Source organism: Halarchaeum acidiphilum MH1-52-1 (assembly GCF_000474235.1).
GTDB lineage: Archaea > Halobacteriota > Halobacteria > Halobacteriales > Halobacteriaceae > Halarchaeum > Halarchaeum acidiphilum.
This window is the reverse complement of record NZ_BATA01000016.1, coordinates 17,238-40,897: the sequence shown is the minus strand read 5'-3', so window position 1 is coordinate 40,897 and position 23,660 is coordinate 17,238. Positions and strand designations below refer to the sequence as shown.

Genomic DNA, 23,660 nt, shown 5'->3' with positions numbered 1-23,660 from the left:
GGCGAAGCCGTGATGCGCGTGCAGGACGGCGGTCTGAAGCCCGAATAGCGGTCTCCATCCCCCGCATCGTGGATCCGCGAGTGCGAACGTGAACGCGGGGCGAAACGCCGATACCTCGCGATGCGTGCGCACGCAGGACTCGCGAGGCGATGCGCTACGTCTCGCCCGCGACGAGTCGCTCCTTTCGCGCCCGCGAGAACTGTTTGATCTCGTACTCCCGGCTCATCGCCTCGCTCTTCGACGCGTAGGACTCCGTGTGGACGAGTTCGACCGGCGTCCGCCCGCGCGTGTACTTCGCCCCCTCGCCCGCGTCGTGCTCGCGCACCCGCCGCTCGACGTCCGTCGTGTAGCCCGTGTAGTACGTGCCGTCGGCACACTCGAGGACGTAGACGTGGTGCACGCCCGTCACTCACCGCGTGCGGCTCCGATTCGGCGAGCGATCAGGCCGGCCTGCGCGCCCGCGACGAACCCCGCGTCGACGTTCACGGCCGAGAGGACCGTGCAGGACTGGAGTATCCCGAGCATCGCGGCCTCGCCGTTCCCGCCGTGCCCGTATCCCGTGGAGACGGGGAGACCGATCACGGGCGCGTCGAGCAGGCCGGCGACGACGGTGGGGAGCGCCCCCTCGCGCCCGGCGGCGACGACGACGACGTCGCACGCCCGAAGGTCGTCCACGCGGTCGAGGAGGCGCGCGATACTGGCGACGCCGACGTCCTCGACGCGCTCGGTCCGCGCGCCCATCTCCGTCGCGACGGCGTCAGCCTCGCCTAACGGGACGGCGTCGCTCGTCCCCGCCGAAACGAGACCGACGGTCGCGTCGAGTTCGGGCGCCTCGAACGCCGGTCCGTGAACGACGACGAGGCGCGAACGCTCGTCGACCGTGACGTCGGCGTCCGGGTGGTCTTCCGCCATCGCCGCCCGGACCGCGGCCCGCCGTTCGTCGTCGGCGCGCGTGACGAGCGCGCGGCCCGTCGTCTCGACCGCCGTCGCGGCGAGCGCCCCGACTTCGGCCGCGGTCTTCCCCTCGGCGAGTATCGCCTCCGGGACGCCGCGGCGCGTCTCGCGGGCGGCGTCGAACCGCCCGGCATCCGTCGTCGCGTATCCCGCGAGCGCCGCCTCGGCCTCCGCGACCGAAAGCTCGCCGGCGGCCACCCGTTCGAGCACGTCTCGCATAAACGGGATGTCGACCCCCAAATACAGATGGGTTTCGCTTCCCGAGGCCCCGATAGACGGCCCTCTCACGTCAATTTATGGGAAGCCTTATTAACGAGGCCAGTAAAGCAAACGCCGTATGGCAGACCTCATCGTTAAGGCCGCTGTGAAGGAAGCGCTCGAGGAGAAGAACGTCGCATCCGACTTCTACGACGCGCTCGACGAGAAGGTCGAGGATCTCCTCGACGACGCCGCCCGCCGCGCCGAAGAGAACGGTCGCAAGACCGTCCAGCCGCGCGACCTGTAAGGCACCTCCCTCTCTCTCCCGTTTATTCCGACCCGTAGCTGCGCGTCTCGACGCCGTCCTCGGTACCGACGAGCACCGCGTCGGCGAGGTCGACGAACAGTCCGTGCGCGACGACTCCGGGAACGCGCGCGAGGTCGGTCGCGAGCGCTCCGGGGTTCGAGAGCGCGCCGAACGCGCAGTCGAGCACGAGGTTCCCGTTGTCGGTCACCACGGGTCCGTCCTTGCGCTCCGCGGCCCGAAGCGTCGGTTCGCCGCCGAGATCGCGCACCGCGCTCTCGACGGGTCGGCGGGCCGCCGGCAGTAGCTCGACCGGTACCGACGCGTCCAGCCCGCGCGCGGCCTTCGAGGGATCCGCGACGACGAGGAACCGATCCGCGGAGGCGTCCACCACCTTCTCGCGGGCGTGCGCCGCGCCGCCGCCCTTGATCAGCGCGCCGGTCTCTCGATCGAACTGATCGGTCCCGTCGATGGCCACGTCGACGCTCCCGACCGCGTCCAGCGACGTCAGCGGAATGCCGGCTTCACGGGCGAGCTCGCGCGACTGGAGGCTCGTCGCCACGCCCGACACGTCGAGACCGGCGTCCACGCGCCGCCCGAGCGCGCGGATCGCGTGCGCCGCCGTGCTCCCCGTTCCGAGTCCGACGACGTCGCCGTCGTCCACCGCGTCGACCGCCCGCTCGCCGGCGCGTCGCTTCGCCGTCTCGCTCCCGCCGCTGCGTTTCATACCCGCCACCTGTATCCGACGCGCCAAAAACGACGCGGAGACAGCCCCGTTCTCCACCTACAGCCGACGCTCCACGGTTTCGGCGTCGTGCGCGAGCGTCAGCGTCCGCGAGCGACCGCGGCCGTCGAGGCTCTCGTAGCGCGCGTCGATGAGGTCGAGTCGGTCGAGTTTGTTCACGAGTTCGGTGTAGCGGGTGTAGCCGAGGTCCGTTCGCTCGGCGAACGCGTCGTAGACGTCGCCCGCTCGCTCGCCGTCGCGTTCGGCGACCGTCCGGAGCAACTCGCGTTCGACGTCGGTCAACGCCTCGATGTCGCGGGCGAGGCGGAGGTTCCGCGCGCGATCGCTCACCGCCTCGACGTCCTCCACCTCGACAGTCGTGGAGGCTCGCGACTCCGCGTGGAGACCGGCGCGCCGGAGCATGTCGATGCCGACCCGGAGGTCGCCGGCGTCGGCCGTCTGCTCGGCCACGCGGTCGAGAACGGCCATCGGGAGCGCGCCGTCGCGGAACCCGATGCGGACGCGCTCGCCGAGAATGTCCGCGACCTCCTCGCGGTCGTAGACCGGGAAGTAGGCTTCCTCCGGTCGGAAGACGGACTGGACGCGCCCATCGAGGGCCTCCACGACGTCGAGGCCGGTGTCCGAGGAGACGAGGACGACGCCGACCTTCGCGCCCGGATGCGTCTCGTGAGCGCGCAACAGCGAGTAGAGGGTGTCGGAGGCCTCGTTCTCGTAGAAGAGGTAGTTCACGTCGTCGAGCGCCACCACGAGGACTTCCTCCTCGTCGACGAGGCGGTCCGCGACCTGTCCGAAGAGCTTCTTGAACGACACGCCCGATGAGGGCGGTTCGTAGTCGAAAATCGACTGGAACACCCGCGAGAAGACCCCGTATCGCGTCGCGTCCACCTGACAGTTGACGCGGACGGCCCGGACGCCCGGCTGGCTCCCGAGTTCGCCGAAGAGCTTCTGGACGGCCGTCGTCTTCCCCGTTCCGGGCGGCCCGCGCACCATCGCGTTCAGCGGCCGATTTCCGCGGACGGCCGGACGGAGGGCGTACTGGAGGGTCTGGAGTTGGGACTCGCGGTGGCGGAACGCCTCGGGCACGTAGTCGATCTCGAAGACGTGCTCGTCGCGGAACACCGACTCGTCCCACGACAGCATCCCGCCGGAGTCGTCGGCCATCGCCGAGACGTGGGGTCGCACGCCACATAAGCCTTCGCCGCCCCGCCCGCGACGACCGTACGCGCCGCCCTCGCGGGCCGACGCGGCCCTACGTCCCGTCGGCCCCGAACTTCTCCAGTAAGTCCTCGTAGAACCCCGGATCGTCGCTCTCGCCGGCGAGCTTCTCGACGATCAGCTCCGGGGTCGAGCGCGCGAGCAGGTCCTTCTCGGGGGAGCGCTCCACGACGAGCTCGCCGCCTTCGAGACCGACGGCGCGGATGCCATCGACGTCGACGTCGTAGTCGGCCGCGCCCCGGATCTCGCCCGCGAGGTGGGAGACGAAGACGCCGGTCGCGCCCGCGCCGTGGAGCGCTTCGAGGATCCCGGCGACGATCTTCGCCGACGCCCCGGGTTCGGTGATGGACTCCAGTTCGTCCACGAGCACGCACTTCGCGTCCGCGCCGCCAGCGAGCGCCGCGAAATCCCGGAGTGTCGACTCGAACGCGCCGGCGTCCAGCGTCCCCTGACTCTTCGCGTGGTAGTGCAGTTCCTCGACGGCGGGGACGCGCGCCGATTCGGCGGGCACCGGCAGCCCCATGTGCGCGAGCACGACGACGACGGCGACGAGGTCGAGCGTACTCGTCTTCCCGCCCGAGTTCACCCCCGAGAGGAGCGCGACGCCATCGACTCCGTAGTCGACCGGCTCGACCTCGTCGAACGCCACGTCGAGCAGCGGCGAGCGACCGCCCTCGATCTCGAAGCCCGTCCCGGCGCGCTCCGCGGCCGTACAGTCGTACTCCTCGCAGAATCGCGCGACGGCGAGTTCGACGTCGAGTTCGAGCGCGTCGCGCACGAGGTCGGTCGCGCCCGCCCGGAGGTCCGCGAGGCGCCCGGCGAGATCCCGCTTGCGTTTCGCGGCGCGTCGGTCCCGCTCGGCGACGAGTTCCTCGCGGAGTCGCGACACCGCCTCCTCGCGGCGCTCGACGGGATACGTGGGTTCGTCGCCGAAGATCCGCGTCGCGATCTCGATCTCGTCGTCCCGGAGCGCGAGCGCGTCCGCGACGTGCTCGCGCGCCGCCCCGATCGCCGCGGCGTACTCGTCCGCCAGCTCGCGCGAGAGCAGCGAGTCGACGCCCGCGCCGCGCTCGACGAGCGAGAGCAGATCGGCGCCCTCGATGGTGACGTCGCGCTCCTCGATGGCTCCGCGAAGCGCGTCGTTCGCCACGGACTCGGCCGTCGAGACCGCGGCGTCGAGGTCGTCGACAGCGGTGCTCAGCCGTCCGAGTTCCTCGTCGCCCGCGACGCTCCCGTCCGCCGCGAGATCGTCGAGGGCGTCCTCGAGAGTGTCGAGCTCGATCGGTGCCTCCACGCCCGCGCGCCGGTGGACGGCGGCGGCCGCGCGCAGCGACGCACGATTCGTCGCGAAGAACGCGAGCGTCCGCTCCGGGACGTGCTCCTCGGGGTGCTCGACGGCCCGTGGATCCACCGTGACGTCGCCCTCCACGGCGACGCCCGCGAACGCCTCGTCGAGCGCCACGACGGAGGCGTAGCCGCGCGCGAGGTCCGCGAGGCCGCGCGCGTCCTCGACGACTTCGACGGAGAGTTCGGGGAACGCCGCCTGCGCCTCCCGGTACGTCTCCGCGTCCGCCGTCGCGAGACAGCGGTCTCGAACGGTGACGTCACCGGGGCGTTCGACCGGCGAGACGTCGGCGAGCGCGTCCAGCACCGCCGGATCGATTTCCCGCTCGCGCGCCCGCTCGGCGAACGCGGACACCTCCGCGATACGCGAGGCCGACGCCGTCGGGTAGAGGGTCGCGAGGCGGCGTTTCGCGTGCGTCGTCACGGCCCGCTCTTGGAGAAGCCCGAGCACCGCGTCGGACACCTCCCGAGCGCGGTCGGTCGCGAGGAACCCGCCGGGGTCGTCGTGTCGCGCGCGGATCGCGCCGCGGACGATGCGGGCCGCCCGTCCCGTCGAGATACCGGGGAGCGACGCGACGGCGGCGACGTCCCCGCGCCGGAGCGTCTCCACGGGTTCGTCCAGCTCGCGGAGCCGCTCGGCCGTCTTCGCGCCGACGCCGGGCACGTCCTCCAACTCCATCGCCTCCGACTTGGGCGCCCTCCGAAAAAAGCCTCGCCCTCAGAAGTGCGAGTAGCGCTCCGGGTAGAGCAGGCCCTTCCGCCAGCGCCACGCCGCGGCGACCGCCCGGATGATCGCCCCGACGACGAGCGCGGGGAGATAGCAGGCGATCACGAGACCGAGCGCCCAGCGCGCGCCGCGTGTCGCGAGACCGAATGCGGCGAACGCCTCCCCGGCCACCCGGACGAGCGGCGACCCGGGAACGCCGAGGATCCCGAGCGAGCCACTCGTGCCGACGAGCGCGTGCGTCAGGACGAGCAGTGCGAGCGCCGCGAACGTCCACCAGACGGCGCGGCCGGCGACCCAGCGCGCGACGTCCTCGATGTCCCACATCGGGCGTTCCGACGCGCCCGTGCGGCTTAAAACGCCCGTCACGGTTCGTGCGATCGGTACACGGAAGGCGCCGGCGCGCGAACACATGGGGTATGACCGTCGAGACCAAACTCGACGCGGCCCGCGACGCCCTCGCGGAGCGCGACGGCGTGCTCGTCGCGTTCAGCGGTGGGGTCGATTCCGCCGTCGTCGCCGCCATCGCGCACGACGCGCTGGGCGACGACGCCGTCGCCTGCACCGCGAAGAGCGAGACGCTCCCCGAGGCCGAACTCGCGGACGCGAAGCGCGTCGCCGACGAGATCGGCATCCGCCACGAGCTCGTCGAATTCAGCGAGCTGGACGATCCCGATTTCGTCGAGAACGGCGACGAGCGGTGTTATCACTGTCGAACGATGCGCCTCTCCGAGATGTTCGAGGCCGCCCGCGACCTCGGCATCGCCACGGTCTGCGACGGTACGAACGCCTCCGATCCCGGCGAGGGTCATCGCCCCGGCTTGCAGGCCGTCGACGAACTCGACGCCTACTCCCCCCTCTTGGAGCACGATATCACGAAGGACGAAGTCCGCGAGATCGCCGATCGGTACGGTCTGAGCGTCGCCGAGAAGCCCTCGATGGCGTGTCTCTCCTCGCGCATCCCGACCGGGATCGAGGTCACCGAAGAAAAGCTCTCGCGCGTCGAGAAGGCTGAGACGCTGCTCCGCACGTGGGGCTTCGAGCAGTTCCGCGTCCGCGATCATGACGGTCTCGCGCGCATCGAGGTCGCGCCGGAGGAACTGGAGGTCGCGCTCACGCCCGCGTTCGCGGAGGCCGCGCGCGAACACCTCTCGGACGTCGGCTTCGACCACGTGACGCTCGACCTGCACGGCTACCGGACGGGGAGCGTCTCGCCGGCGGACGAGACAGCGGACGCGGACGACTGAGGCGAGGCCGACGTCTAGCTCGGCGTCGGGGAGCGCTCCGTCCACCGGAGGAGGAACAACGTCCCCTCGAAGAGGACGATCATCGTGGCGGCGACGACGACGGGCGCGACGCCGGTGGGGTCGGGGGTGGCGATGAAGGAGAGACCGGCGAACGCGCCCCAGAAGAGGAGGCGCCGGTCGGCGAGCCACCGCCGCGACGTCAGTCCCATCATGATCGCGAGCATGACGAACAGCGGGATCTGGAAGACGATGGCGAGGTAGGCCATCAGGACGAGGATGAGGTTGAACGTCGATCCGAGCGCGAGCGCGGCGTTCGCGACGCCCGTGGAGTAGTAGAGGAAGTACGACATCACGCTCGGGACGACGACGAAGTAGGCGAAGACGACGCCGACGACGGCGAGGACGAGGCTGGTCGGGATGGCGGCGAGGTAGTAGCGCCGCTCGTGGGGGTAGAGACCGGGCCGCATGAACGCGTACGTCTCGTAGACGATGACGGGGAGCGCGACGACGACGCCGGCGATGGACGCGACCTTGAACTGCGTGACGATGAGTTCGAGCGGCGCGTAGATGTGCGGCTGGGCGGTCGAACTCGCGGGGAGGACGCCGTCCCAGATGACCGTGATGAGGGTGTCACCGAACGGGAAGCAGAGGACGCTGACGATGCCGGCGATGAGGACGACGATGCCGAGGCGACGCACCATCTCCTCGACGTGAACCGCGATGGGTTGCTCCTCGTCGCTGGCCGGGCCGTCCCCCATTCCGATCCCCGCGTCCTCCTCCACGAACGGGTCGTCGACGGCGTCCTCGTCGACGAGCGCGCGGTCGTCGTCGACCGTCGGACCCTCGTCCGGGACGGACGGCTCGCCGGTGTCGGGGACGGCGTCCGGCGGGTCGGCGTATCCGCCGTCGGTGGCGTCCGCTTCGTCGGCCGCGGTCTCGTCGGTGGCGTCCGCTTCGTCGGCCGCGGCGTCACCGGCCGCGTCGGCGTCCGCGTCGACTGCGACGTCGGCTTCATCGCTGCTGTCGGGACCGTCGTCGGCCGTATCGACGTCCGTGACGGCGGGTTCGACGGGATCTGCGTCGATCGACTCCGAACGGGTGACGTCCTCGTCGTCCGCGGGGGCGTCGCCCTCGCCGTCGGCGCCGTCCGGTGCGTCTCCGTCTCCCATTCTCTGCCTACGGTTGGCGACGCGGGCGTTATAGGCTTTCTTTTGGGTAGCGACGAGAAGATTGATAACGTGAAACCGGTTACCGGACACAAATGAGCGACTCGGGGGTCATCAGTGAGGACACGGCCCGCGCCGTCGACACCGGCCGGGAGACGCTCGGCGTCTTCATCGGGGCGGCCCGCAAGCGCCTCCAAGTCGTCTTCATCGCGTTCGTCGTCGGCCTCTTCGGCGGGATCATGGCGATGCGCTGGTTCGTCTGGCCGGCGCTGAAACGCGATCTCATCAGGCAACTCGGTCTCGGGTCGAGCGTCGAGGTCATCTTTCAGACGCCGTTCGACGTCATTCTCTTGCAGGTGAAGATCGGGATGGTGGTCGGCGTCATCCTCGCGCTCCCGATCCTGCTCTACTACGCGAAGGCGCCGCTGGCCGAACGCGACATCGTTCCGGACGTCTCGGTGTCGATCCGGCATCTCGTCGGAGCCGCCGTCGTCGCGATCGGCCTCGCCGTCGTCGGCATCGCCTACGCCTACGAGCTGTTCTTCCCGCTGATGTTCAAGTTCCTCGCGGGGAACGCGATGAGCGCGAACATCAAGCCGATGTACTCCATCGTCGCGTGGACGCAGTTCATCCTCGTGCTCGCCATCTCGTTCGGCGTCGCCGCCCAGCTCCCGCTCGTGATGACCGCGCTCTCCTACCTCGAAGTCGTCCCCTACGAGACGTTCCGCGCGTACTGGAAGCACGCGGTCGTCCTCATCTTCGTCTTCGGCGCGGTGTTCTCCCCGCCGGACCCGTTCACGCAGATCATGTGGGCGGTGCCGCTGCTCTTCCTCTACGCGGTCAGCCTCTACCTCGCGAAGCTCGTGACGCTCGCCCGCCGCGGGAGCGAACGCATCGACCTCCGGGGCGAACTGCGCGGGCGATGGAACGTCCTCGCCGGATCGGCCGTCGTCGGCTTCCTCGTCGGCTACGCGTTCTTCGGCTACGGCGGCGTCACCCTCCTGAATCGGACGATCGGCCGATTCTCCGCGTACAGCGTGCCGTCCGCCACCCGGCTCGTCGGCCTCGGTCCCGACGCCTCGCTCGCGCTCTGCGGCGCCGTCTTCGCTCTCGTCGCGCTCGTGATCGCGCTCTGCTACGCCGTCTACGACGCCATCGCGACGGCCGCGCGGGCGGAGTCGGCCGTCTACGGCGGGCAGGCGCCGAAGCCGGAGAACCTGAATCTCGACGTCCTCGACGCCGCGGGCGTGCGCGCCGCCCCCGACGCGCGTTTCGACGCGATGGACGAGGAGGAGGCCCTCGAACTCGCGAACGAGGCGATGGAGACCGGCGAGAAGGAGAAGGCGGGCGCGATCCTCGATCGCTTCGACGAGGCCGAAGAACGCCGCGAAGCGACGGAGAGCGAGGAGGAGGGAGAGGATGAATCGGACGAGCACGCGGCCGGCGAGGGCGCCGAAGGGGAGACCGCGGAGGGCGAATCGGAGTCGGGGAGCGTCTTCTCCCGGACGAGCGCGGGGATGCTCGACGCGTTCACGGAGGAAGAGACGACCGAGGAGGACATCGGCGGCTACTACCACGACATCCGGTTCATCGTCGCGAGCCTGCGCTCGCGGCTCTTCTGGCTGGTCGGGTGGTTCATGGTCGTCCTCGCGGGCGTCTTCGCGTTCCTCTATCAGGGCGGACTCGGCTTCGTGCGCAACGACTTCATCGGGCGCATTCCCGAGCAGGTCCTCCGACAGAACCCGGACGCGCTCGGCTGGCCGGTCGCACTCCATCCCGTCGAGGCGCTGATCTTCTCCGTGAAGCTCTCGACCGTCATCGCCGTCGTCGCCACGTTCCCGCTCGTGCTCTTCTTCCTCTGGCCGGCGCTGCGCGAGCGGGGATTCATCTCGGCGCGCCGCGGCGTCGTCAGCGTCTGGGCGGGCGCCATCGCCGTCACGATCGTCGCCGGGAGCGTCCTCGGGTACCTCTACGTCGCGCCGTCGATCATCTCCTATCTCGTCCGGGACGCCCTGCAGGCGAACGTCGTCATCAGCTACCGGATCAGCGACTTCCTGTGGCTGGTGTTCCTCACGACCGCTGGCATCGGTCTCCTCGCCGCCGTGCCGGTGACGATGTGGCTCTCGCACTGGTCGGGCGTCATCGGATACAACCCGATGCGCCGCCGCTGGCGCGTCTTCGTCCTCGGGGCGTTCGCGTTCGCCGCGCTCGTCACGCCCGACAGCCTCTACACGATGGTCGTCGTCGGCGCGCCGATCGCCATCGCGTTCTTCGTCGGTCTCGCCGGTCTCTGGATCGTGACGCTCGGCGGCCGTCGCGGCGGCGGCGGCGCGACATCCACCGACGCCGAGACCGAGGAGCGCCCCGTCTGAGCGGCGCGAACGAACGCGTCGTTTAACTATTCGCCCGCAAACATCCCGATATGCCGAAGATATCCGTCGACGTGCCCCAAGAGCTCCTCGACGACCTCGACGAGCACGTCGGCGACGACGGGAAGTTCGTGAACCGATCGGACGCCGTTCGGGCCTCGCTGCGCAAGACCCTCGACGTCCTCGACGACATCGACGCCCGCCACGGGCGCCTCGACGACGAGCGGCGGGACGACGATGCGTGACGGCGAGTCCTCGCTCGCGGCCGGTCGCGTCGTCCTCGTCGCGCTCTTCGTCACCGCGCTCGTCACCTCGCAGTTGACGGCCTCGAAGATCCTCGCCTTCCACGTCCCCGTCTCGCTCCCCGTCACCGGCAGCACGCTCGTGATGCCGGGTGCGGCGCTCGCCTACGCCGTCACCTACTTCGCGACCGACTGCTACAGCGAACTCTACGGCCGGCGGGCCGCCACCGTCGTCGTCAACACGGGCTTCGCGATGAACTTCGTCCTGCTCGCGCTCGTCTGGTCGACCATCTACGCGCCCGCCGCGTCATCCTCCGTCGACCCGGAGACGTTCGCGACCGTCCTCGGCTCCTCGACGAGCATCGTCGCCGGCTCGCTCTGTGCGTTCCTCGTCAGTCAGAACTGGGACGTCGTCGTCTTCCACGCGTTGCGGCGCCGCACCGACGGCGCGCACCTCTGGCTGCGCAACATCGGCTCGACGGCCACGAGTCAGGCCATCGACACCGTCATCTTCGTCGGCGTCGGCTTCTGGCTCGCACCCTCCCTCCTCGGCGGCCATCCCCTCCCCGGCGCCGTCCTCGCGTCGCTGATGGTCGGTCAGTATCTCCTCAAGCTCCTCATCGCCCTCTGCGACACGCCGTTCGTCTACGCCGTCGTCGGCTATCTCGGCGAACGCGTGGATACGGGTCGAATCAGTCCGGCGAAGTAGCGTCCCGTCCGCTCTCGGGACTCACAGCTCTCGGTGATCGCCGCTCGCGCTGTCCGTTCCCCGCCCACCCGGCGGAGTGAAAAAAGCCTACTCCTCGATCGGCTCCGCGAAGCCGAAACGCGGCTTCACGTCCGTCACCTCGACGCGGACCTCGTCGCCTTCCTCGACGCCCGCGACGAACAGCGTGAACCCCTCGACCTTCGCGATGCCGTCGCCCTCCTCGCCGACGCCCGTGATCTCGACGTCGCGCACGTCGCCGACGCGAACCGGCCCGGTGAGCCTGTTCTTCCCGACGACGTACACCTCGGAGGAGGACTCCCGCGAGGCGTCGGGACTCGTCCGCCGGGAGAACGCGAACTCGCGCGCGACGTCGTCCTCGAAGCCGTCGAGGTCCTGCCCCTGAAAGACCTTCACCGCGAAGTTCCCGCCCTCGCCGAGGAGGTCGGTCGCGGTTTCGAGGGCTTGGCGCGCGAGGTGGACGGATCGAGCGTGATCGAGGTTGTACTCGCCGGTCATGTTCGGCGCCATGTCCGAGATGACGGTGTCGACGCGGCCGTCCGCGGCCTCGGCGATCGCCGCCTTCGTCTCGTCCTCCGTCATGTCGCCACGGATCGTCTCGACGGGCGCGTCGCCGCGCTCGACGGCGTCGATGCGCTGGAAGTCGACGCCGATCACGCGACCGTGTCGACCCGCCTCCTCCGCGGCGACTTGGAGCCACCCGCCCGGCGCCGCGCCGAGGTCGACCACCGTGTCGCCGTGCCCGATGAGATCGAACTCCCGATCGAGCTGCTTCAGCTTGTACGCCGAGCGCGCGCGATACCCCTGCTGTTTCGCCCGGTTGTAGTATTCGTCCTTACCGGCCATCGCGCTCACCACTCGTTCCGTCTCGCGCCCCGGGGCGGGGCGTCGTGTCCGCGTTCATACCCCCGAGAACGGGACCGAAGGGGAAAGGTACGTCGGACGGATTCGGACCGGGATCCAGCGTGTCTTCCGGGGTCCGTCAACTCGTGCTAGAGGTGCGCTACCACGATCTCCAGCGACGGCGGATTGCCCGTCCACGCTCTCTCCGTCGGCGTGTTCGACGCCGAGAGCCGACTCGCCGTCGCGTTCCAAGCCGGACGCCGTCCCGTCGCACCACCCGCCGCGACGTTCGCCTTCACGCGTGCGCGCGCATCCGGGGGTTTATTATGCGGGCCAGTCCTACCGACGGGCAAGATGTTCAAGGCGATCGTGAGCGCCGACACGCTCCGGGACACGCTCGACTCCGTGAGCGTGCTGGTGGACGAGTGTAAGATCCACCTCAACGACGACGGCATCGAGATTCGCGCCGTCGACCCCGCGAACGTGGGGATGGTGGACCTGACCCTCTCCGCGGACGCCTTCGAGTCCTACGAGGCCGACGGCGGACTCATCGGCGTCGATCTCTCGCGGCTGGAGGACATCGCCGGGATGGCCGACGCCGGCCAGCTCGTCCAATTCGAACTGGACGAGGAGACCCGGAAGCTCCACATCCAGATCGAAGGTCTCGAATACACCCTCGCGCTCATCGACCCCGACAGTATCCGACAGGAACCCGACCTCCCCGACCTCGACCTCCCCGCACAGGTCGTCGTCGAGGGCGCGGACATCGACCGCGCCGTCCGCGCCGCCGACATGGTCTCCGACCACATCGCGCTCGGCGTCGACGCCGAACGCGAACTCTTCTACGTCGACGCCGAGGGCGACACCGACGACGTCCACCTCGAACTCGAACGCGAGGACCTCATCGACCTCGAGGCCGGCGACGCGCGTTCGCTCTTCAGCCTCGACTACCTCAAGGACATGAACAAGGCGCTCTCGAAGGACGCCGAAATCACCCTCGAACTCGGCGAGGAGTTCCCCGTCAAGATGCACTTCGACTTCGCGGAAGGGTTGGGATCTGTCAGCTTCATGCTAGCTCCTCGAATCCAGTCGGAATAAGGCCTGAAACGGGGCGTTTAGTGGTTTTGCTGTTTCTCACTCTCGCGTATCTTCGATGGATTCGGAGAGCCTGCCGTGGGTCGTACCACGAGTACGGGCTCGACTTGGATCCCGACGTCCTCATCGAGACCCGCCGCGAGATCGGCGACGAACGCGCGCACTGACACCCGACAACGCCACGTATCCCTACCCTCTACCTGTCCCCGTGCACCGTTCGTACGCGCTCGCCGGCGCCCTCTTCGTCGTCGCCGTCGCCTGCCTCGCCAATCCCCTCTACGTCGTAGCGGTCCCGGAGGCGAACGTCCTCGGGCACACGCCGATGGGTGGCGACGCGGCGGCGTTCGCGCCCGACCTCCGGTATCTCGTCTCGCTTGTGCTCTCCGGGACCGGCGTCCTCGCGTTCGTCTTCGCGCTCGCGTCGCTGTTCGCGGGCGGCCTGCCGGCCGACGAGCGCTGAGATCGCACGGCTCTTTCACGCGCGGCACCTCTCCCCGCTCATGAGCGATCCCGCCTTCCCCGACGCCGACGACGCCTACCCGGTCGAACCGGGGTGTGCGCGCTGTCCCGCCCTCGTCGAGGCCCGCGAGCACATCGCGTGGGGGAACGGCCCCCTCGACGCGGACGTCGTCGCGGTCGGCGAAGCGCCGGGCGCGGGCACGCCCGAGGAGGGACTCTGGAAGGGCGGCAACTGGACGGGGATGGCGTACACGGCGCGCCACTCGGGCAGGATCGTCCGCGAGCTGTTCGCGGACAGCGGCCACGATGAGGGCTTCTACAGTATCAAGGGAGAGTGCCTCGGGGCTTGACCCCGAGGCTTGACCTCGGGGCAGGTTCACACGAACGCCGTGAAGTGCTTCCCGCCGGACGGCGAGGGCCCGAATCGCGAGCCGCGCGCGGACGAACTGACGAACTGCTTCTCGCACCTCGAAACCGAACTCGACGCCGTGGACCCCGCAGTCGTCGTCACGATCGGCAGACGCGCGACGTCGGTGCTCTTCGACGCGGCGGGTCGCGACCTCGATGGCTTCATCGAGGCCGTCCTCGATCCCGTTTCGGGTCCGTCTCTCGGCGTGACGGTCGTCCCGGTTCTCCACCCCGCCTACCAGCACATGTGGCTCTCGCGGCTCGGCTACGACTGCGAAGAGTACGCGAGCGAACTCGGTCGGCTGATCGACGACTACCGTTAGGCGATCACGGTCTCGCCGGCCGTCACCTGTTCGCCGACGGCGACGTCGACGTCCTCGCGGCCGTATTCGGGCGGGAGGAGGACGTCGACGCGGGACCCGAAGGAGATGTGGCCGACGCGTTCGCCGCGCGCGACGGTGTCACCGGGTTCGACGGACGGGTGGATGCGGCGGGCGAACGCGCCCGCGATCAGATCGAGCTCGTAGCTATCGGTGGTGATTCGGACGCGTTCGTTCTTCTCCGAGTCCTTCGAGAACGCGGGACGGTGAGCGCCGAGGCGGTGATCGACGGACGCGACGACCCCCCCCAGCGGCGCGCGGTTCACATGGACGTCGGAGACGTTCATGAAGACGCCGACGCGGACGCGACCGCTCTCGGTTCTGCACACGCTCACCCGGCCGTCGGCGGGAGCGACGACGCCCGAGTCCGCGATCTCGCGCTCGGGATCGCGGTGGAACCAAAGGGTGAAGAAGCCGACCGCGGCGCACGCGAGACCGGCGGGTGCGAAGACGAACAGTAGCGGGACGGCGAGCGCGAGCGGCGGGACGGCGTACCGCCGCGCGCCGGACGCGAGGCGCATACCCGACGGTGCGGTGGGCGCGGGGAACCCTCTTGCGGTCCGGACGCGGGAGACCGGGCGGTTTATCGGCGTCCGCCCCCACCCACGTTTCGTATGGAACGCCGCCACGCCCGATACCCGTTCCTCGGTGACGCCCGTCGCGCCGTTCAGGAGGCGGGCGTGGATCTCGTCGAGGTCGTCCGCGCGGAGGACGCCGTCGTCGAGCGCGCGGCCGAGCGCGTCGAGTCCGCCATCACCGAGCGCGACGTCGGCGAGTCCGCCCACTCGGACCGGGTCGAACTCCTCTCCTATCCGGTCGCGCGCGTCATCGTCTCGATCGTCGACGAGAACGTCTGCACGCGCTACTACGCCGAAGCCGAGGCGTCGCGGGCGGCCGATCGCTTCCGCGAGGACTTCGGGCGCGAGGACGGGCGCGCCGCGATCACGCGGACCGCCGTCCTCCGCGAGTTCGACCTCGGCGCTGCCGTCACACCACGGCGCGACGGCGGATTCGCGGTCGGCGTCGCGGCTTACCTCCGCCACGCGTCCTCGCTGCGCGGCGACGAGTGGCGCCTCGCCAATCGCGCGCTCGATCGCGGTGACGTCCCCGTGAGCGAACCCGAACTCGACGACTTGCTCCGCGAAGCCGTCGAGGAGCGCGTGAGGGAGGGCCTTCCCCTATCTGTCCCGGACGCCATCGGTGACGCGCTCGACGCGGAAGTGGCGGCGATCCGCGAGACGCTCGCCGATCTCGATCTCACGCGTGAGATCGACACCGTCGTCCCCGATCTCTTCCCGCCCTGCATGCAACACCTCCTCGACGCCGTTCAGCGCGGCGACCACCTCGCGCACCACTCGCGCTTCGCGCTCACGGCCTTCTTGGGCAATATCGGACTCTCGACGGACGAGATCGTCGAACTCTACGAGGTGAACCCGGGGTTCGGCGAGGAGATGACGCGCTACCAGACCGATCACATCAAGGGCGAGTCGAGTCCGACGGAGTACACCGCGCCGTCGTGCGCGACGATGCAGGCGTACGGCGACTGCGTGAATCCGGACGCCCTCTGCGAGCACATCAGCCACCCGCTCTCCTACTACGAGGCGAAACTCGACGACGCGGACGAGGAGGAACTGGAGGACTGGCGGGAAGAGCGGGGCACGGAAGGGACCGCGGAGTAGCGATCGGATCACGAAGCGATCCGTGAGCGGCGGGAGCGGCGAGACCGATGCGGTCGGCTCAACAGACGGTACGTCGACACGCTCGCGTCGTCACTCCTGTTTCGTGGAGAGATAGTAGCCCGCTGCGGCCATCACGACGACGAAGGCGACGATAGCGGCGATGACGGCGTACGCGCCGCTCTCGGTGAGTCCGGCCGAACTCACCTCGCCGCCGGCGACGACGATGACGACGAAGAGGGCGACGGCGCAGAGCGTGATGCCCGCCTCGACAGCGGTCTCGCGTTCCATGAGCATACCCCACGTTTCCGGAGTGCCAGCAAAAGCGTGGCGGTCCGACGACGCCGTATCGCCCGTATCAGTCGCTCCGCGGGCGGAGATGGCCTTTTGGCTCCTCGCCACCTAATAGCTCGTATGGTGTCTACGAAATCCACCAGCACCACGAATCCCGGTCTCGCGCCCCTCGATCCGGGTGGGCCGACGGACAGCCGCGCCGCTCGCGCGCGCAGCGAGCCGATGGCCGTCGTCGCCCTCGGCGACGGTCGATACGACGTCGTCGTTCGCGGCGGCGCGGCCTACACGGTCGACCTCGTCACCGGGACCTGTACCTGCCCGGATCACGCCTACCGCGGCCGGCGCTGCAAGCACCTCCGGCGGGTCGCCATCGACGTCACGGAACGCTACGTCCCGGCACCGGACGAGCGCGATACCGTTTGTGCGGCCTGCGGCGACCCGCTGTTCGCCGACGCCGAGACGCCCGAGCCGGTCTACTGTGACGACTGTACGCTCGACGCCGGGGATATCGTCCGCGATCGAGAGCGCGGTGACGTCCTCGTCGTCGTGGAGACGTCGCCCGATCGGGCGCGCCACGTCGCGATCGGCGATCACACCGTCGCCACTCACCCGACGAACGACGGATACGACTCCGACGACGCCGTCGTCGAGACCGTCTATCCGCATCGGGCCGCGACACCGGAGCGCCTCCGCGAGCGCGGCGTCCGCACGTACGCTTTCCCGCGGGGCCGCCTCGAACCCCTCTCGCGGTAGCTACGTCAACATCTCCGCGGCCTCCTCGACGCTCAGTACGCCCTGCGCGACGGCCTGAAGGACGCCCTCGACGTCCGCACCGTCGTCGTCCGACTCGCCGGCGGCTTTCAGCTCCGCGATGGTATCGCCATCGTCGAGGGCCGTCTCCTTCTTCACGCGGTAGTTCCCGCCGTCGGTGACGTAGAGATCGCTCGGGTGGAAGAAATACCAGTCCTCCCGGTCGAAGCGGACGCCGATCTTGGGCCTAGCGCCGAAGTGCTGCGAGAAGTAGACGAGCGCTTCGACCTCCTCGCCGGTGAGATAGATCGGATCGCCCGCCGATGATTTCGCCTCGACGGCGTAGAAGACCGTCCCGTCGCCCGCGAGGACGTCCGGGAGGTCGCGCGTCGTCGCGGATCCCGAGGCGGGCGCGCGCATCACCGCGAAGCCGGCCTCGTCGAGGCGGTTGACGAGTTCGCGCTCCCGTCGGTCGCCCTTCTCGTTTCGCACCATATCGCTACTCCCCGCTCACCCGGGATAAACCGGGCGATGCGACCGGGATCGGGAGTACCCGCGGGACCGGTGAACGCCGACGCAGGGAGGCGACAGCGCCGGTGTCGGAACGCTTCGCGTTCCGGCGACGGCACCGCCTTCGTCGCTCCCCTCAAGTACGGCCACGTCGTCCGCGGGGCGAGTGGGCCGGGACCTCCGAAACCGCTATCTCCTCGCACCGCGATCGATCGGACGATGGCGGAGACACCCGACACTGGCGGGCGCCCCGAGCACGTCGCCGAGTGCACGGCGTGCGGCCGCGTCTATCCCGTCCGGAGCGACGCTGACGGCGAACTCCGCCCGATCGGCACCGACGGAGCGTGCGTCTGTGGAAACGAGACGTTCGCGGCGCTCGGCGAAGCGGAAGAGACGGGGGAGTAGCGGACTCGGACGCGGACGCGGACTCGCGACCTCGGCGTTCGCGCTTTCGGTGGAATTCGCCCTACGTCTCGCTCTCCAACGCCACCGACGCCAACAGCGCTTCGAGTTGCACCTGCTCGTTGGCGCCCTCGGCGATCCGATAGTCGGCCTCGCCGATGCGGTCCATGAGACGGACCGCTTGGGTCTCCGAGAGGTCGAACTCCCAGACGGAGCGGTGCAGTTGATCGATGATGTCGCCGCCGGCGAGACCGCGTTCGGTGAGGAGGTCGTCGAGGGTCGCGCGCGCGGCGACGAACTCGCCGCCGATGGCCTCGGTCACCATCGACTCGATCTCCTCGGGGCGCGCGGTGCTCGTGATTGCGTACACCGTCTCCTCGGTGACGGCTTCACCCGTGGCCGCCGCGGCCTGCAGGGCGTTGATCGCGCGACGCATGTCGCCGTCCGCGGCGTAGACGAGCGCGTCCACGCCGTCCTCGGTGTAGTCGACGCCCTCGGCCTCCGCGACGGTTCGGATGCGTTCCGCGACCGCCTCGCCCTTCAGGCCGGCGAATCGGAAGACCGCGCAGCGGGACTGGATGGGATCGATGATCTGCGAGGAGTAGTTGCAGGAGAGGATGAACCGAACGTTGTTCGAGAACTGCTCCATCGTCCGGCGGAGCGCGCTCTGCGCGTCGCTCGTGAGCGCGTCGGCCTCGTCGAGGAAGATCACGCGGTAGTCGTAGCCGCCAAAGGAGGCCCGCGCGAAGTTCTTGATGCGATCGCGGACGACGTCGATACCGCGCTCGTCGGAGGCGTTCAGTTCGAGGAAGTTCTCCCGCCAGTCGTCCCCGTAGAGTTCGCGCGCGATGGCCGTCGCCGCGGTCGTCTTCCCGGTGCCCGCCGGTCCCGCGAAGAGGAGGTTCGGCAGGTCGTCCTCGGCGACGTAGCTCTCCAAGCGCGAGACGACGTCCTCGTGGCCGACGATGTCGTCGAGCGTCTCCGGCCGGTACTTCTCGACCCAGATTTCCTGTCGCCCCGCGTCTGCCATGTCCGTGCGAAGACGCCGGCGTCCCATAAGCACCCCGAAGCGGGGGATCGGCGGTCCCGAGCGACCGCGGCCATCGGTGTGGCGACACGCTCATACGCGCCGGCGTCCACGCACACGTATGCGCGTCACCGTCGAAGTCGTCGGCGAGGACGTCCACGAGTTCGACGTCGAGGGGGCGTCCTACGCTGACCTCCTGAAGCGCGTGGACCTCAGTCCCCACGAGGTGTCCGTGATGGTCGACGGCCGACCCGTCCCCGAGGACCAGCCCGTCGAGAGCGACCACGTGACCGTTCTCCGCCTCGTCCGTGGCGGCTGACGTTCGGGTCCGCCCGGCGCGGGCCGACGAGCGCGTCGCCGTCCTCGGCGTGCTCGACGCCGCGATGCTGGAGACCGACGCCGAGGTGATCGCCGAGCGCATCGCCGACGGGCGCGTGCTCGTCGCCGTCGCGGGCGGACCGGGCGACGGCACGGAGGACGACACGAGTGCCGAGGCGAGCCCCGAGCGCGTCGTCGGCGCCATCGAAGTCAGTAGTGATCGCGGCGACGCCGGCGGGCACGTCGAAGCGATCGCGGTCCGGCGGCGTCGTCGGGGGCGGGGAATCGGCACCGCGCTCGTTGAGGCCGCCGCGGCGCGCTGGCGCCCGCTGAGCGCCGATTTCGACGACGCGGTGCGGCCCTTCTACGTGAGAGTGGGATTCGAGATCCGGGACGCGGGAGACGGGCGCTATCGGGGGCGACTGGACTAGACGAGCGGTTCGACGAGGTCGCGGCCCGCCGCTAAGAGTTCCTCGACGCGCGCCTCGCTCGATGCCTCCGCGTACACCCGCATCTTCGGTTCGGTCCCGCTCGGGCGGACGAGGAGCCACGAACCGTCTTCGAGGAGGGCTTTGAAGCCGTCCGCGTCGTTCACGCGCTCCACGTCCACGCCCGCGATCTCGTCGGGGAGCGCGTCGGCGAGGTCGGCGACGACCGCGGCCTTCCGGTCTTCGGGACAGTCCACCGAGATTTTCGACTGGTGGACCTCGCCGTGCTCGGCGAGGAGCCGATCGACCCGGCGATCATATGACTCCTCGCTCGCCGCGGCGGCGGCGACGAGCGCCATCAGGACGCCGTCCTTCTCGCGGACGTGCCCGCGGATGCTGAATCCGCCGGACTCCTCGCCGCCCATCAGCGCGTCGCGCTCGCCCATCTCCTCGGCGACCCACTTGAAGCCGACCGCGGTCTCGTAGGTCTCCTCGCCGCGGGCCGCGGTGACGCGGTCGACGAGGAAGCTCGTCGAGACGGTGCGAATCGCGGGTCCCGAACGCTCCTCGAGGAGGTAGTCGTACGTCGCGGCGAAGAAGAGGTTCTCGTCGAGGAACCCTCTGGCGGGCGTGACGACGGCGATGCGGTCGGCGTCGCCGTCGTTCGCGATGCCGAGGTCGGCGTCGTGCTCCTGTACGGCGAGCGCGAGCGCTTGCAGGTTCGCGTAGTCGGGTTCGGGGGGCGTCCCGCCGAAGTCGGCGTCGCGCTCGCAGCGGTGGCGTTCGACGTCCGCGCCCGCCGATTCGAGCAGGGCGTCGGTGACGCCGCGCCCGCTCCCGTGCATCGCGTCGTAGACGACGGAGAGCCCGTCGAGGTCCGTCTCGACGAGATCGCGGCAATGCTCGGCGTGCGGCGTCACGAGGTCGACCTCCTCGATTCGTCCGCGTTCGGCGTCGGGGTCCGCCTCCGGCGGTCGGAGGTGGGTCTCGATGGATTCGGTGACGTGCGGGAGCGCGGGCGCGCCGTCGTCCGGAATGAACTTCACGCCGTTGTACTCCGGGGGGTTGTGCGACGCCGTCACGACGAGCGCGCCGGCGAGGTCGCGTTCGGTGATGGCGTGCGCGACGAGCGGCGTCGGGCAGTCGCGCTCGGGGAGGACGACGTCGTGGCCGTTCGCGGCGAGGACGTCCGCGATCTCCTCGGCGAACTCCCGCGACGTGGGCCGGGCGTCGTAGCCGACCGCGACCGTCTCGCCCGCGTGCCCGACGTCGGCGAGGTGGTCGGCGGTCGCCTGCGCGACCGCGCGCACCCGCGGCGTCGTGAACACGTCGAGCGTCGCACGCCAGCCGTCCGTGCCGAACGCGATAGCGTCGTCCATAGCGCACACTCCCGCCGCCGGCGGCAAAACGACTGTGGTCGGACGAATCCGGACCCGCGAAACGAATCAAGAAACCCGACTGATATCGGCGTCGTTCGGGCCGCACGCGGCCGATCGATCAATGCCCGTAAGTCGCCCGGAAGCGAAACGATGACCATGACGGACGGACCACTCATCGTCGGCGTCGCCGGAAGCCGACGCGACGGGAGTCACACCAGAACCGCCGTCGAACGCGTCCTCGACGCCTGCGAGACCGCGGGCGCCGAGACGGACCTGCTCGCGCTCGGCGACGTCTCCCTCCCGCTCTACCACCCCGACCGGGAGGCGGACGAACGGGGCGAGGCCGCCGCCCTCATCGCGCGGGTCGAGGCCGCCGACGGCGTCGTCTTCGGATCGCCGGTGTATCACGGAACGATCTCCTCGACGCTGAAGAACTTCCACGACTACTGCGGCTACGACGAGTACGAGGACACCGCGATCGGCCTCCTCGCCGTCGCCGGCGGCGCCTCCTACGGCGCGACGCTCGAACACATGCGCGCGACGATCCGGAGCGTCCACGGGAACTGCATCCCCGAACAGCTCGGGATCGCGAACGTTGATGGCGCCTTCGACGACCGGGGGGCGTTCGCCGACGAGTCGCTCGCGGAGCGGGCCACCGCCTTCGCCGAGAGCCTCGTCGCGCGCGCCGACCGCACTCGGAGTGCTGACGCCGCGACGCTCGCCGATCCCGCGGACGACTGACGGGCGTCCACGGGGGACGGCGGTCCCGACAGCCCGATGGACCGATCATGGGAGAATCGGGCCTCATATCGGGGAAACGATATCGCTCCGGCGATCGTCCGTCCGCCCGGTGTCGGAAGGAGAGGACAGCGTGGTCTCGACGCCGCTGTCGGGTGTCGCGTCGGGGTCTTCGCGGAGTCCTACGCGTCGTCCTCGGTCGACGTCGCCTCGAGTTCCTTCTCGCCGCGGTAGATGTCCGCCCCGTCCTGCACGACCTTCTCCGCGAGCACCGCGCACTTGATCCGCATCGGCGTCACCTCGACGCCGAGCAGTTCGAGGACGTCGTCCCGATCGAGGTCGTCGATCTCGTCGAGCGTCATCCCGGGGAGTTCCTGCGAGAGCAGGCTGGCCGAGGCCTGACTGATCGCGCAGCCGTCGCCGTGGAACGCGACGTCCTCGACCGTCTCGCCGTCCGCCGCGAGTTCGACGTCGAACTCGATTTCGTCGCCACAGGAGGGGTTGAACCCCTCGTGACTGAACGTGGGGTCGTCGAGTTCCCCGTGGTTGCGCGGATTGCGATAGTGGTCGAGGATCTGCTGGCGGTACATGTCCGAACCCATGCTCATGATGTCTGCGTGTACGGACGTACGGCGGAAAAGCGTTCCGTCGCCGGCGTTCTCGGGCGGTTCGTCGTGTGGCTGGGACCCGACGGCCGTGCGGTTCGATCCGTCGCGGCGCTCGTGGTGGACCCGCGGCGAACCGCGCGGCTCACGGCTCTCGCCGTTCGCACTTCCGCGACGCCGCACTGTGCGGCGTCGCGTGGTCGACGAGCTTTACAGGGGGTCGAGGAGAATGCCCCGGGGCTTGACGGTCGTGGTACCCGAAAACGCGACGTATGAGCCACCGGGATCGGCTCGCGCGAACCCTGCTCGACGAGTCGTGGGCGTACGGCTACACGCTCACGATCTGGGGGGCCGGCGCGTTCCTCATCGCCGAATACGGCGTCCCCAGTCACCTCGGCGTCCTCGGCTACGTCACGGGGTCGCTCTTGGGCTTCGCGGCGCTCACGTGGTACAGCTTCGGCGGCCTCCTCGTCGACGTCGAACGCGACGGACGCTCGGTCAAGTCGGCCGTCGAGATGGTCCACCTCTTCGCGACGTTCTGCAATCTGCTGCTCGCCCTCGCCGTGATGCAGGTCGAGCACGTCTTCGGGGTGTACGAACCCCTCGGCTTCGGCGTCGTCGGCTTCGTCGCCACCGTCGGATACAGCCTCCTCCTGCTCATCGAGGAGACCATCGGTGAGCGCTGTCTCGACCTCAACGAGGCGAAACGCGACGGCGACGGTGACGGTGAAACCGAGTAGGCGTCACTCCTCGGTCTCGGCGAATCGTGAGGCGACCTTCGCGTACGCGCTCTTCGCGCCGACGCTCGTCTCACCGACGAACGCGCCGACGAGGGCGCCGACGGCGCCGCCCGTGCTCGCCGCGCTCCGACTGACCAGACCACCGATGCCCGCACCGAGCGCCGCCCCGACCGCCGCGTACTTGGCGCGGTTGACGGCGCGCGTAATTACGTCCTTCACGAGAGGACGTAATACTCGGGGGAGCATAAAGGTCGGGGTCCGTGAGGATTCGGCGGTGACCGAGTCGGACGAGGATTGAGAGGAGAACGAGGCGCGGCGCGCTCGCAAAGCCACCGCGAGGCGCGAAGACCGCCGAAGGCGGACAGATGTGCTG

Annotated in this window: 29 protein-coding genes and 1 pseudogene; 15 read left to right on the top strand and 15 right to left on the bottom strand. The window is 69.6% G+C overall.

What is annotated here, in order from left to right; translation table 11 throughout:
* Positions 1-154 precede the first annotated feature (154 nt).
* Together AOZ13_RS04655 and larB are read right to left on the bottom strand one after the other, a co-directional pair.
* Complete coding sequence (locus AOZ13_RS04655; RefSeq protein WP_021779950.1) at positions 155-409, bottom strand: GIY-YIG nuclease family protein; 255 nt, start codon at positions 407-409, stop codon at positions 155-157.
* Positions 406-1,173 (bottom strand): nickel pincer cofactor biosynthesis protein LarB, encoded by a 768-nt coding sequence (gene larB, locus AOZ13_RS04650; protein WP_021779949.1) that lies wholly within the window; start codon positions 1,171-1,173, stop codon positions 406-408. The genes AOZ13_RS04655 and larB overlap by 4 nt, the downstream gene beginning before the upstream one ends.
* A 118-nt stretch (positions 1,174-1,291) precedes the next feature.
* Between larB and AOZ13_RS04645 the strand changes: the two genes are divergently transcribed.
* Positions 1,292-1,459 (top strand): DUF1931 family protein, encoded by a 168-nt coding sequence (locus AOZ13_RS04645; RefSeq protein ID WP_020222877.1) that lies wholly within the window; start codon positions 1,292-1,294, stop codon positions 1,457-1,459.
* A gap of 22 nt (positions 1,460-1,481) precedes the next feature.
* On the opposite strand, the gene rpiA is transcribed toward AOZ13_RS04645, so the two are convergent.
* From rpiA to AOZ13_RS04625, 4 genes are all read right to left on the bottom strand, one after another.
* The gene (gene rpiA, locus AOZ13_RS04640; RefSeq protein WP_049933836.1) at positions 1,482-2,183 is read right to left on the bottom strand and encodes a ribose-5-phosphate isomerase RpiA; all 702 of its coding nucleotides are present in this window, start codon (positions 2,181-2,183) and stop codon (positions 1,482-1,484) included.
* Between the two features lie 57 nt (positions 2,184-2,240).
* A complete protein-coding gene (locus tag AOZ13_RS04635) occupies positions 2,241-3,362 on the bottom strand; it encodes an ORC1-type DNA replication protein (RefSeq protein WP_020222565.1) in 1,122 nt (373 codons plus the stop codon).
* A gap of 88 nt (positions 3,363-3,450) precedes the next feature.
* Positions 3,451-5,439: a MutS-related protein gene (locus tag AOZ13_RS04630; protein WP_021779946.1), complete on the bottom strand. Its 1,989-nt coding sequence runs from the start codon at positions 5,437-5,439 to the stop codon at positions 3,451-3,453.
* A 39-nt stretch (positions 5,440-5,478) separates the two neighbouring features.
* Positions 5,479-5,811 (bottom strand): hypothetical protein, encoded by a 333-nt coding sequence (locus tag AOZ13_RS04625; protein ID WP_020222673.1) that lies wholly within the window; start codon positions 5,809-5,811, stop codon positions 5,479-5,481.
* Positions 5,812-5,903: 92 nt separating this feature from the next.
* On the opposite strand from AOZ13_RS04625, the gene larE reads away from it, so the two are divergent.
* A complete protein-coding gene (gene larE / locus AOZ13_RS04620; protein ID WP_020222672.1) occupies positions 5,904-6,731 on the top strand; it encodes an ATP-dependent sacrificial sulfur transferase LarE in 828 nt (275 codons plus the stop codon).
* Positions 6,732-6,745: 14 nt separating this feature from the next.
* On the opposite strand, the gene tatC is transcribed toward larE, so the two are convergent.
* Entirely contained in the window at positions 6,746-7,900 is a 1,155-nt protein-coding gene (gene tatC, locus AOZ13_RS14810; RefSeq protein WP_021779945.1) for a twin-arginine translocase subunit TatC, read from the bottom strand.
* A gap of 92 nt (positions 7,901-7,992) precedes the next feature.
* Here tatC and AOZ13_RS04610 point away from each other — a divergent pair, with 92 nt between their 5' ends.
* The 3 genes from AOZ13_RS04610 to AOZ13_RS04600 are packed head-to-tail and all read left to right on the top strand — an operon-like array spanning position 7,993 to position 11,217.
* Entirely contained in the window at positions 7,993-10,269 is a 2,277-nt protein-coding gene (locus tag AOZ13_RS04610; RefSeq protein ID WP_020221886.1) for a twin-arginine translocase subunit TatC, read from the top strand.
* Between the two features lie 50 nt (positions 10,270-10,319).
* The gene (locus AOZ13_RS04605; protein ID WP_020221887.1) at positions 10,320-10,511 is read left to right on the top strand and encodes a ribbon-helix-helix domain-containing protein; all 192 of its coding nucleotides are present in this window, start codon (positions 10,320-10,322) and stop codon (positions 10,509-10,511) included.
* Positions 10,504-11,217 (top strand): queuosine precursor transporter, encoded by a 714-nt coding sequence (locus AOZ13_RS04600; protein WP_020221888.1) that lies wholly within the window; start codon positions 10,504-10,506, stop codon positions 11,215-11,217. The genes AOZ13_RS04605 and AOZ13_RS04600 overlap by 8 nt, the downstream gene beginning before the upstream one ends.
* A gap of 87 nt (positions 11,218-11,304) precedes the next feature.
* On the opposite strand, the gene AOZ13_RS04595 is transcribed toward AOZ13_RS04600, so the two are convergent.
* Positions 11,305-12,081: a 23S rRNA (uridine(2552)-2'-O)-methyltransferase gene (locus tag AOZ13_RS04595; RefSeq protein ID WP_044957725.1), complete on the bottom strand. Its 777-nt coding sequence runs from the start codon at positions 12,079-12,081 to the stop codon at positions 11,305-11,307.
* Positions 12,082-12,432: 351 nt separating this feature from the next.
* Here AOZ13_RS04595 and AOZ13_RS04590 point away from each other — a divergent pair, with 351 nt between their 5' ends.
* The 3 genes and pseudogenes from AOZ13_RS04590 (at position 12,433) to AOZ13_RS15625 (ending at position 14,363) form a co-directional block, all read left to right on the top strand.
* The gene (locus AOZ13_RS04590) at positions 12,433-13,176 is read left to right on the top strand and encodes a DNA polymerase sliding clamp (protein ID WP_020221890.1); all 744 of its coding nucleotides are present in this window, start codon (positions 12,433-12,435) and stop codon (positions 13,174-13,176) included.
* A 205-nt stretch (positions 13,177-13,381) separates the two neighbouring features.
* The gene (locus tag AOZ13_RS04585; RefSeq protein ID WP_020221892.1) at positions 13,382-13,633 is read left to right on the top strand and encodes a hypothetical protein; all 252 of its coding nucleotides are present in this window, start codon (positions 13,382-13,384) and stop codon (positions 13,631-13,633) included.
* A 40-nt stretch (positions 13,634-13,673) separates the two neighbouring features.
* Positions 13,674-14,363, top strand: a pseudogene (locus tag AOZ13_RS15625) (uracil-DNA glycosylase).
* On the opposite strand, the gene AOZ13_RS04575 reads toward AOZ13_RS15625, so the two are convergent.
* On the bottom strand, positions 14,360-14,941 hold the full coding sequence (locus AOZ13_RS04575; RefSeq protein WP_049933834.1) for a protein sorting system archaetidylserine decarboxylase: 582 nt from the start codon (positions 14,939-14,941) through the stop codon (positions 14,360-14,362). The pseudogene AOZ13_RS15625 and the gene AOZ13_RS04575 sit on opposite strands and share 4 nt — an antisense overlap.
* Before the next feature lie 93 nt (positions 14,942-15,034).
* Between AOZ13_RS04575 and priL the strand changes: the two genes are divergently transcribed.
* The gene (gene priL / locus AOZ13_RS04570; protein WP_021779940.1) at positions 15,035-16,099 is read left to right on the top strand and encodes a DNA primase regulatory subunit PriL; all 1,065 of its coding nucleotides are present in this window, start codon (positions 15,035-15,037) and stop codon (positions 16,097-16,099) included.
* Positions 16,100-16,189: 90 nt separating this feature from the next.
* On the opposite strand, the gene AOZ13_RS04565 is transcribed toward priL, so the two are convergent.
* Positions 16,190-16,393 (bottom strand): DUF7472 family protein, encoded by a 204-nt coding sequence (locus AOZ13_RS04565; RefSeq protein WP_020222153.1) that lies wholly within the window; start codon positions 16,391-16,393, stop codon positions 16,190-16,192.
* A 117-nt stretch (positions 16,394-16,510) separates the two neighbouring features.
* On the opposite strand from AOZ13_RS04565, the gene AOZ13_RS04560 reads away from it, so the two are divergent.
* Entirely contained in the window at positions 16,511-17,143 is a 633-nt protein-coding gene (locus AOZ13_RS04560; RefSeq protein ID WP_020222152.1) for an SWIM zinc finger family protein, read from the top strand.
* Here the strand turns inward: AOZ13_RS04560 and hjc are convergent, their stop codons facing one another.
* Positions 17,144-17,635, bottom strand: coding sequence for a Holliday junction resolvase Hjc (gene hjc / locus AOZ13_RS04555; RefSeq protein ID WP_020222151.1), 492 nt, complete (start codon positions 17,633-17,635; stop codon positions 17,144-17,146).
* A 234-nt stretch (positions 17,636-17,869) separates the two neighbouring features.
* On the opposite strand from hjc, the gene AOZ13_RS04550 reads away from it, so the two are divergent.
* On the top strand, positions 17,870-18,055 hold the full coding sequence (locus tag AOZ13_RS04550) for a hypothetical protein (RefSeq protein ID WP_020222150.1): 186 nt from the start codon (positions 17,870-17,872) through the stop codon (positions 18,053-18,055).
* 61 nt (positions 18,056-18,116) lie between these two features.
* On the opposite strand, the gene AOZ13_RS04545 is transcribed toward AOZ13_RS04550, so the two are convergent.
* Positions 18,117-19,082 (bottom strand): replication factor C small subunit, encoded by a 966-nt coding sequence (locus AOZ13_RS04545; protein WP_020222149.1) that lies wholly within the window; start codon positions 19,080-19,082, stop codon positions 18,117-18,119.
* A 118-nt stretch (positions 19,083-19,200) separates the two neighbouring features.
* Between AOZ13_RS04545 and samp2 the strand changes: the two genes are divergently transcribed.
* Positions 19,201-19,398, top strand: coding sequence for a ubiquitin-like small modifier protein SAMP2 (samp2, locus tag AOZ13_RS04540; protein WP_020222148.1), 198 nt, complete (start codon positions 19,201-19,203; stop codon positions 19,396-19,398).
* Positions 19,388-19,828, top strand: a complete 441-nt coding sequence (locus AOZ13_RS04535; RefSeq protein WP_021779937.1) for a GNAT family N-acetyltransferase — start codon at positions 19,388-19,390, stop codon at positions 19,826-19,828. Before samp2 ends, AOZ13_RS04535 begins: the two co-directional genes overlap by 11 nt.
* On the opposite strand, the gene AOZ13_RS04530 is transcribed toward AOZ13_RS04535, so the two are convergent.
* The gene (locus AOZ13_RS04530; RefSeq protein WP_049933832.1) at positions 19,825-21,204 is read right to left on the bottom strand and encodes a phosphoglucomutase/phosphomannomutase family protein; all 1,380 of its coding nucleotides are present in this window, start codon (positions 21,202-21,204) and stop codon (positions 19,825-19,827) included. The two genes, AOZ13_RS04535 and AOZ13_RS04530, sit on opposite strands and share 4 nt — an antisense overlap.
* Before the next feature lie 156 nt (positions 21,205-21,360).
* Here AOZ13_RS04530 and AOZ13_RS04525 point away from each other — a divergent pair, with 156 nt between their 5' ends.
* Entirely contained in the window at positions 21,361-21,945 is a 585-nt protein-coding gene (locus AOZ13_RS04525) for an NADPH-dependent FMN reductase (protein ID WP_021779935.1), read from the top strand.
* Between the two features lie 179 nt (positions 21,946-22,124).
* Here the strand turns inward: AOZ13_RS04525 and sufU are convergent, their stop codons facing one another.
* A complete protein-coding gene (sufU, locus tag AOZ13_RS04520) occupies positions 22,125-22,550 on the bottom strand; it encodes a Fe-S cluster assembly sulfur transfer protein SufU (protein WP_044957402.1) in 426 nt (141 codons plus the stop codon).
* Positions 22,551-22,819: 269 nt separating this feature from the next.
* On the opposite strand from sufU, the gene AOZ13_RS04515 reads away from it, so the two are divergent.
* Positions 22,820-23,287 carry a hypothetical protein gene (locus AOZ13_RS04515; RefSeq protein ID WP_020221379.1) on the top strand — a complete coding sequence of 156 codons (468 nt, stop codon included), beginning with the start codon at positions 22,820-22,822 and terminating at the stop codon, positions 23,285-23,287.
* Between the two features lie 3 nt (positions 23,288-23,290).
* On the opposite strand, the gene AOZ13_RS04510 is transcribed toward AOZ13_RS04515, so the two are convergent.
* Positions 23,291-23,506: a glycine zipper 2TM domain-containing protein gene (locus AOZ13_RS04510; protein WP_020221378.1), complete on the bottom strand. Its 216-nt coding sequence runs from the start codon at positions 23,504-23,506 to the stop codon at positions 23,291-23,293.
* Positions 23,507-23,660: the final 154 nt, after the last annotated feature.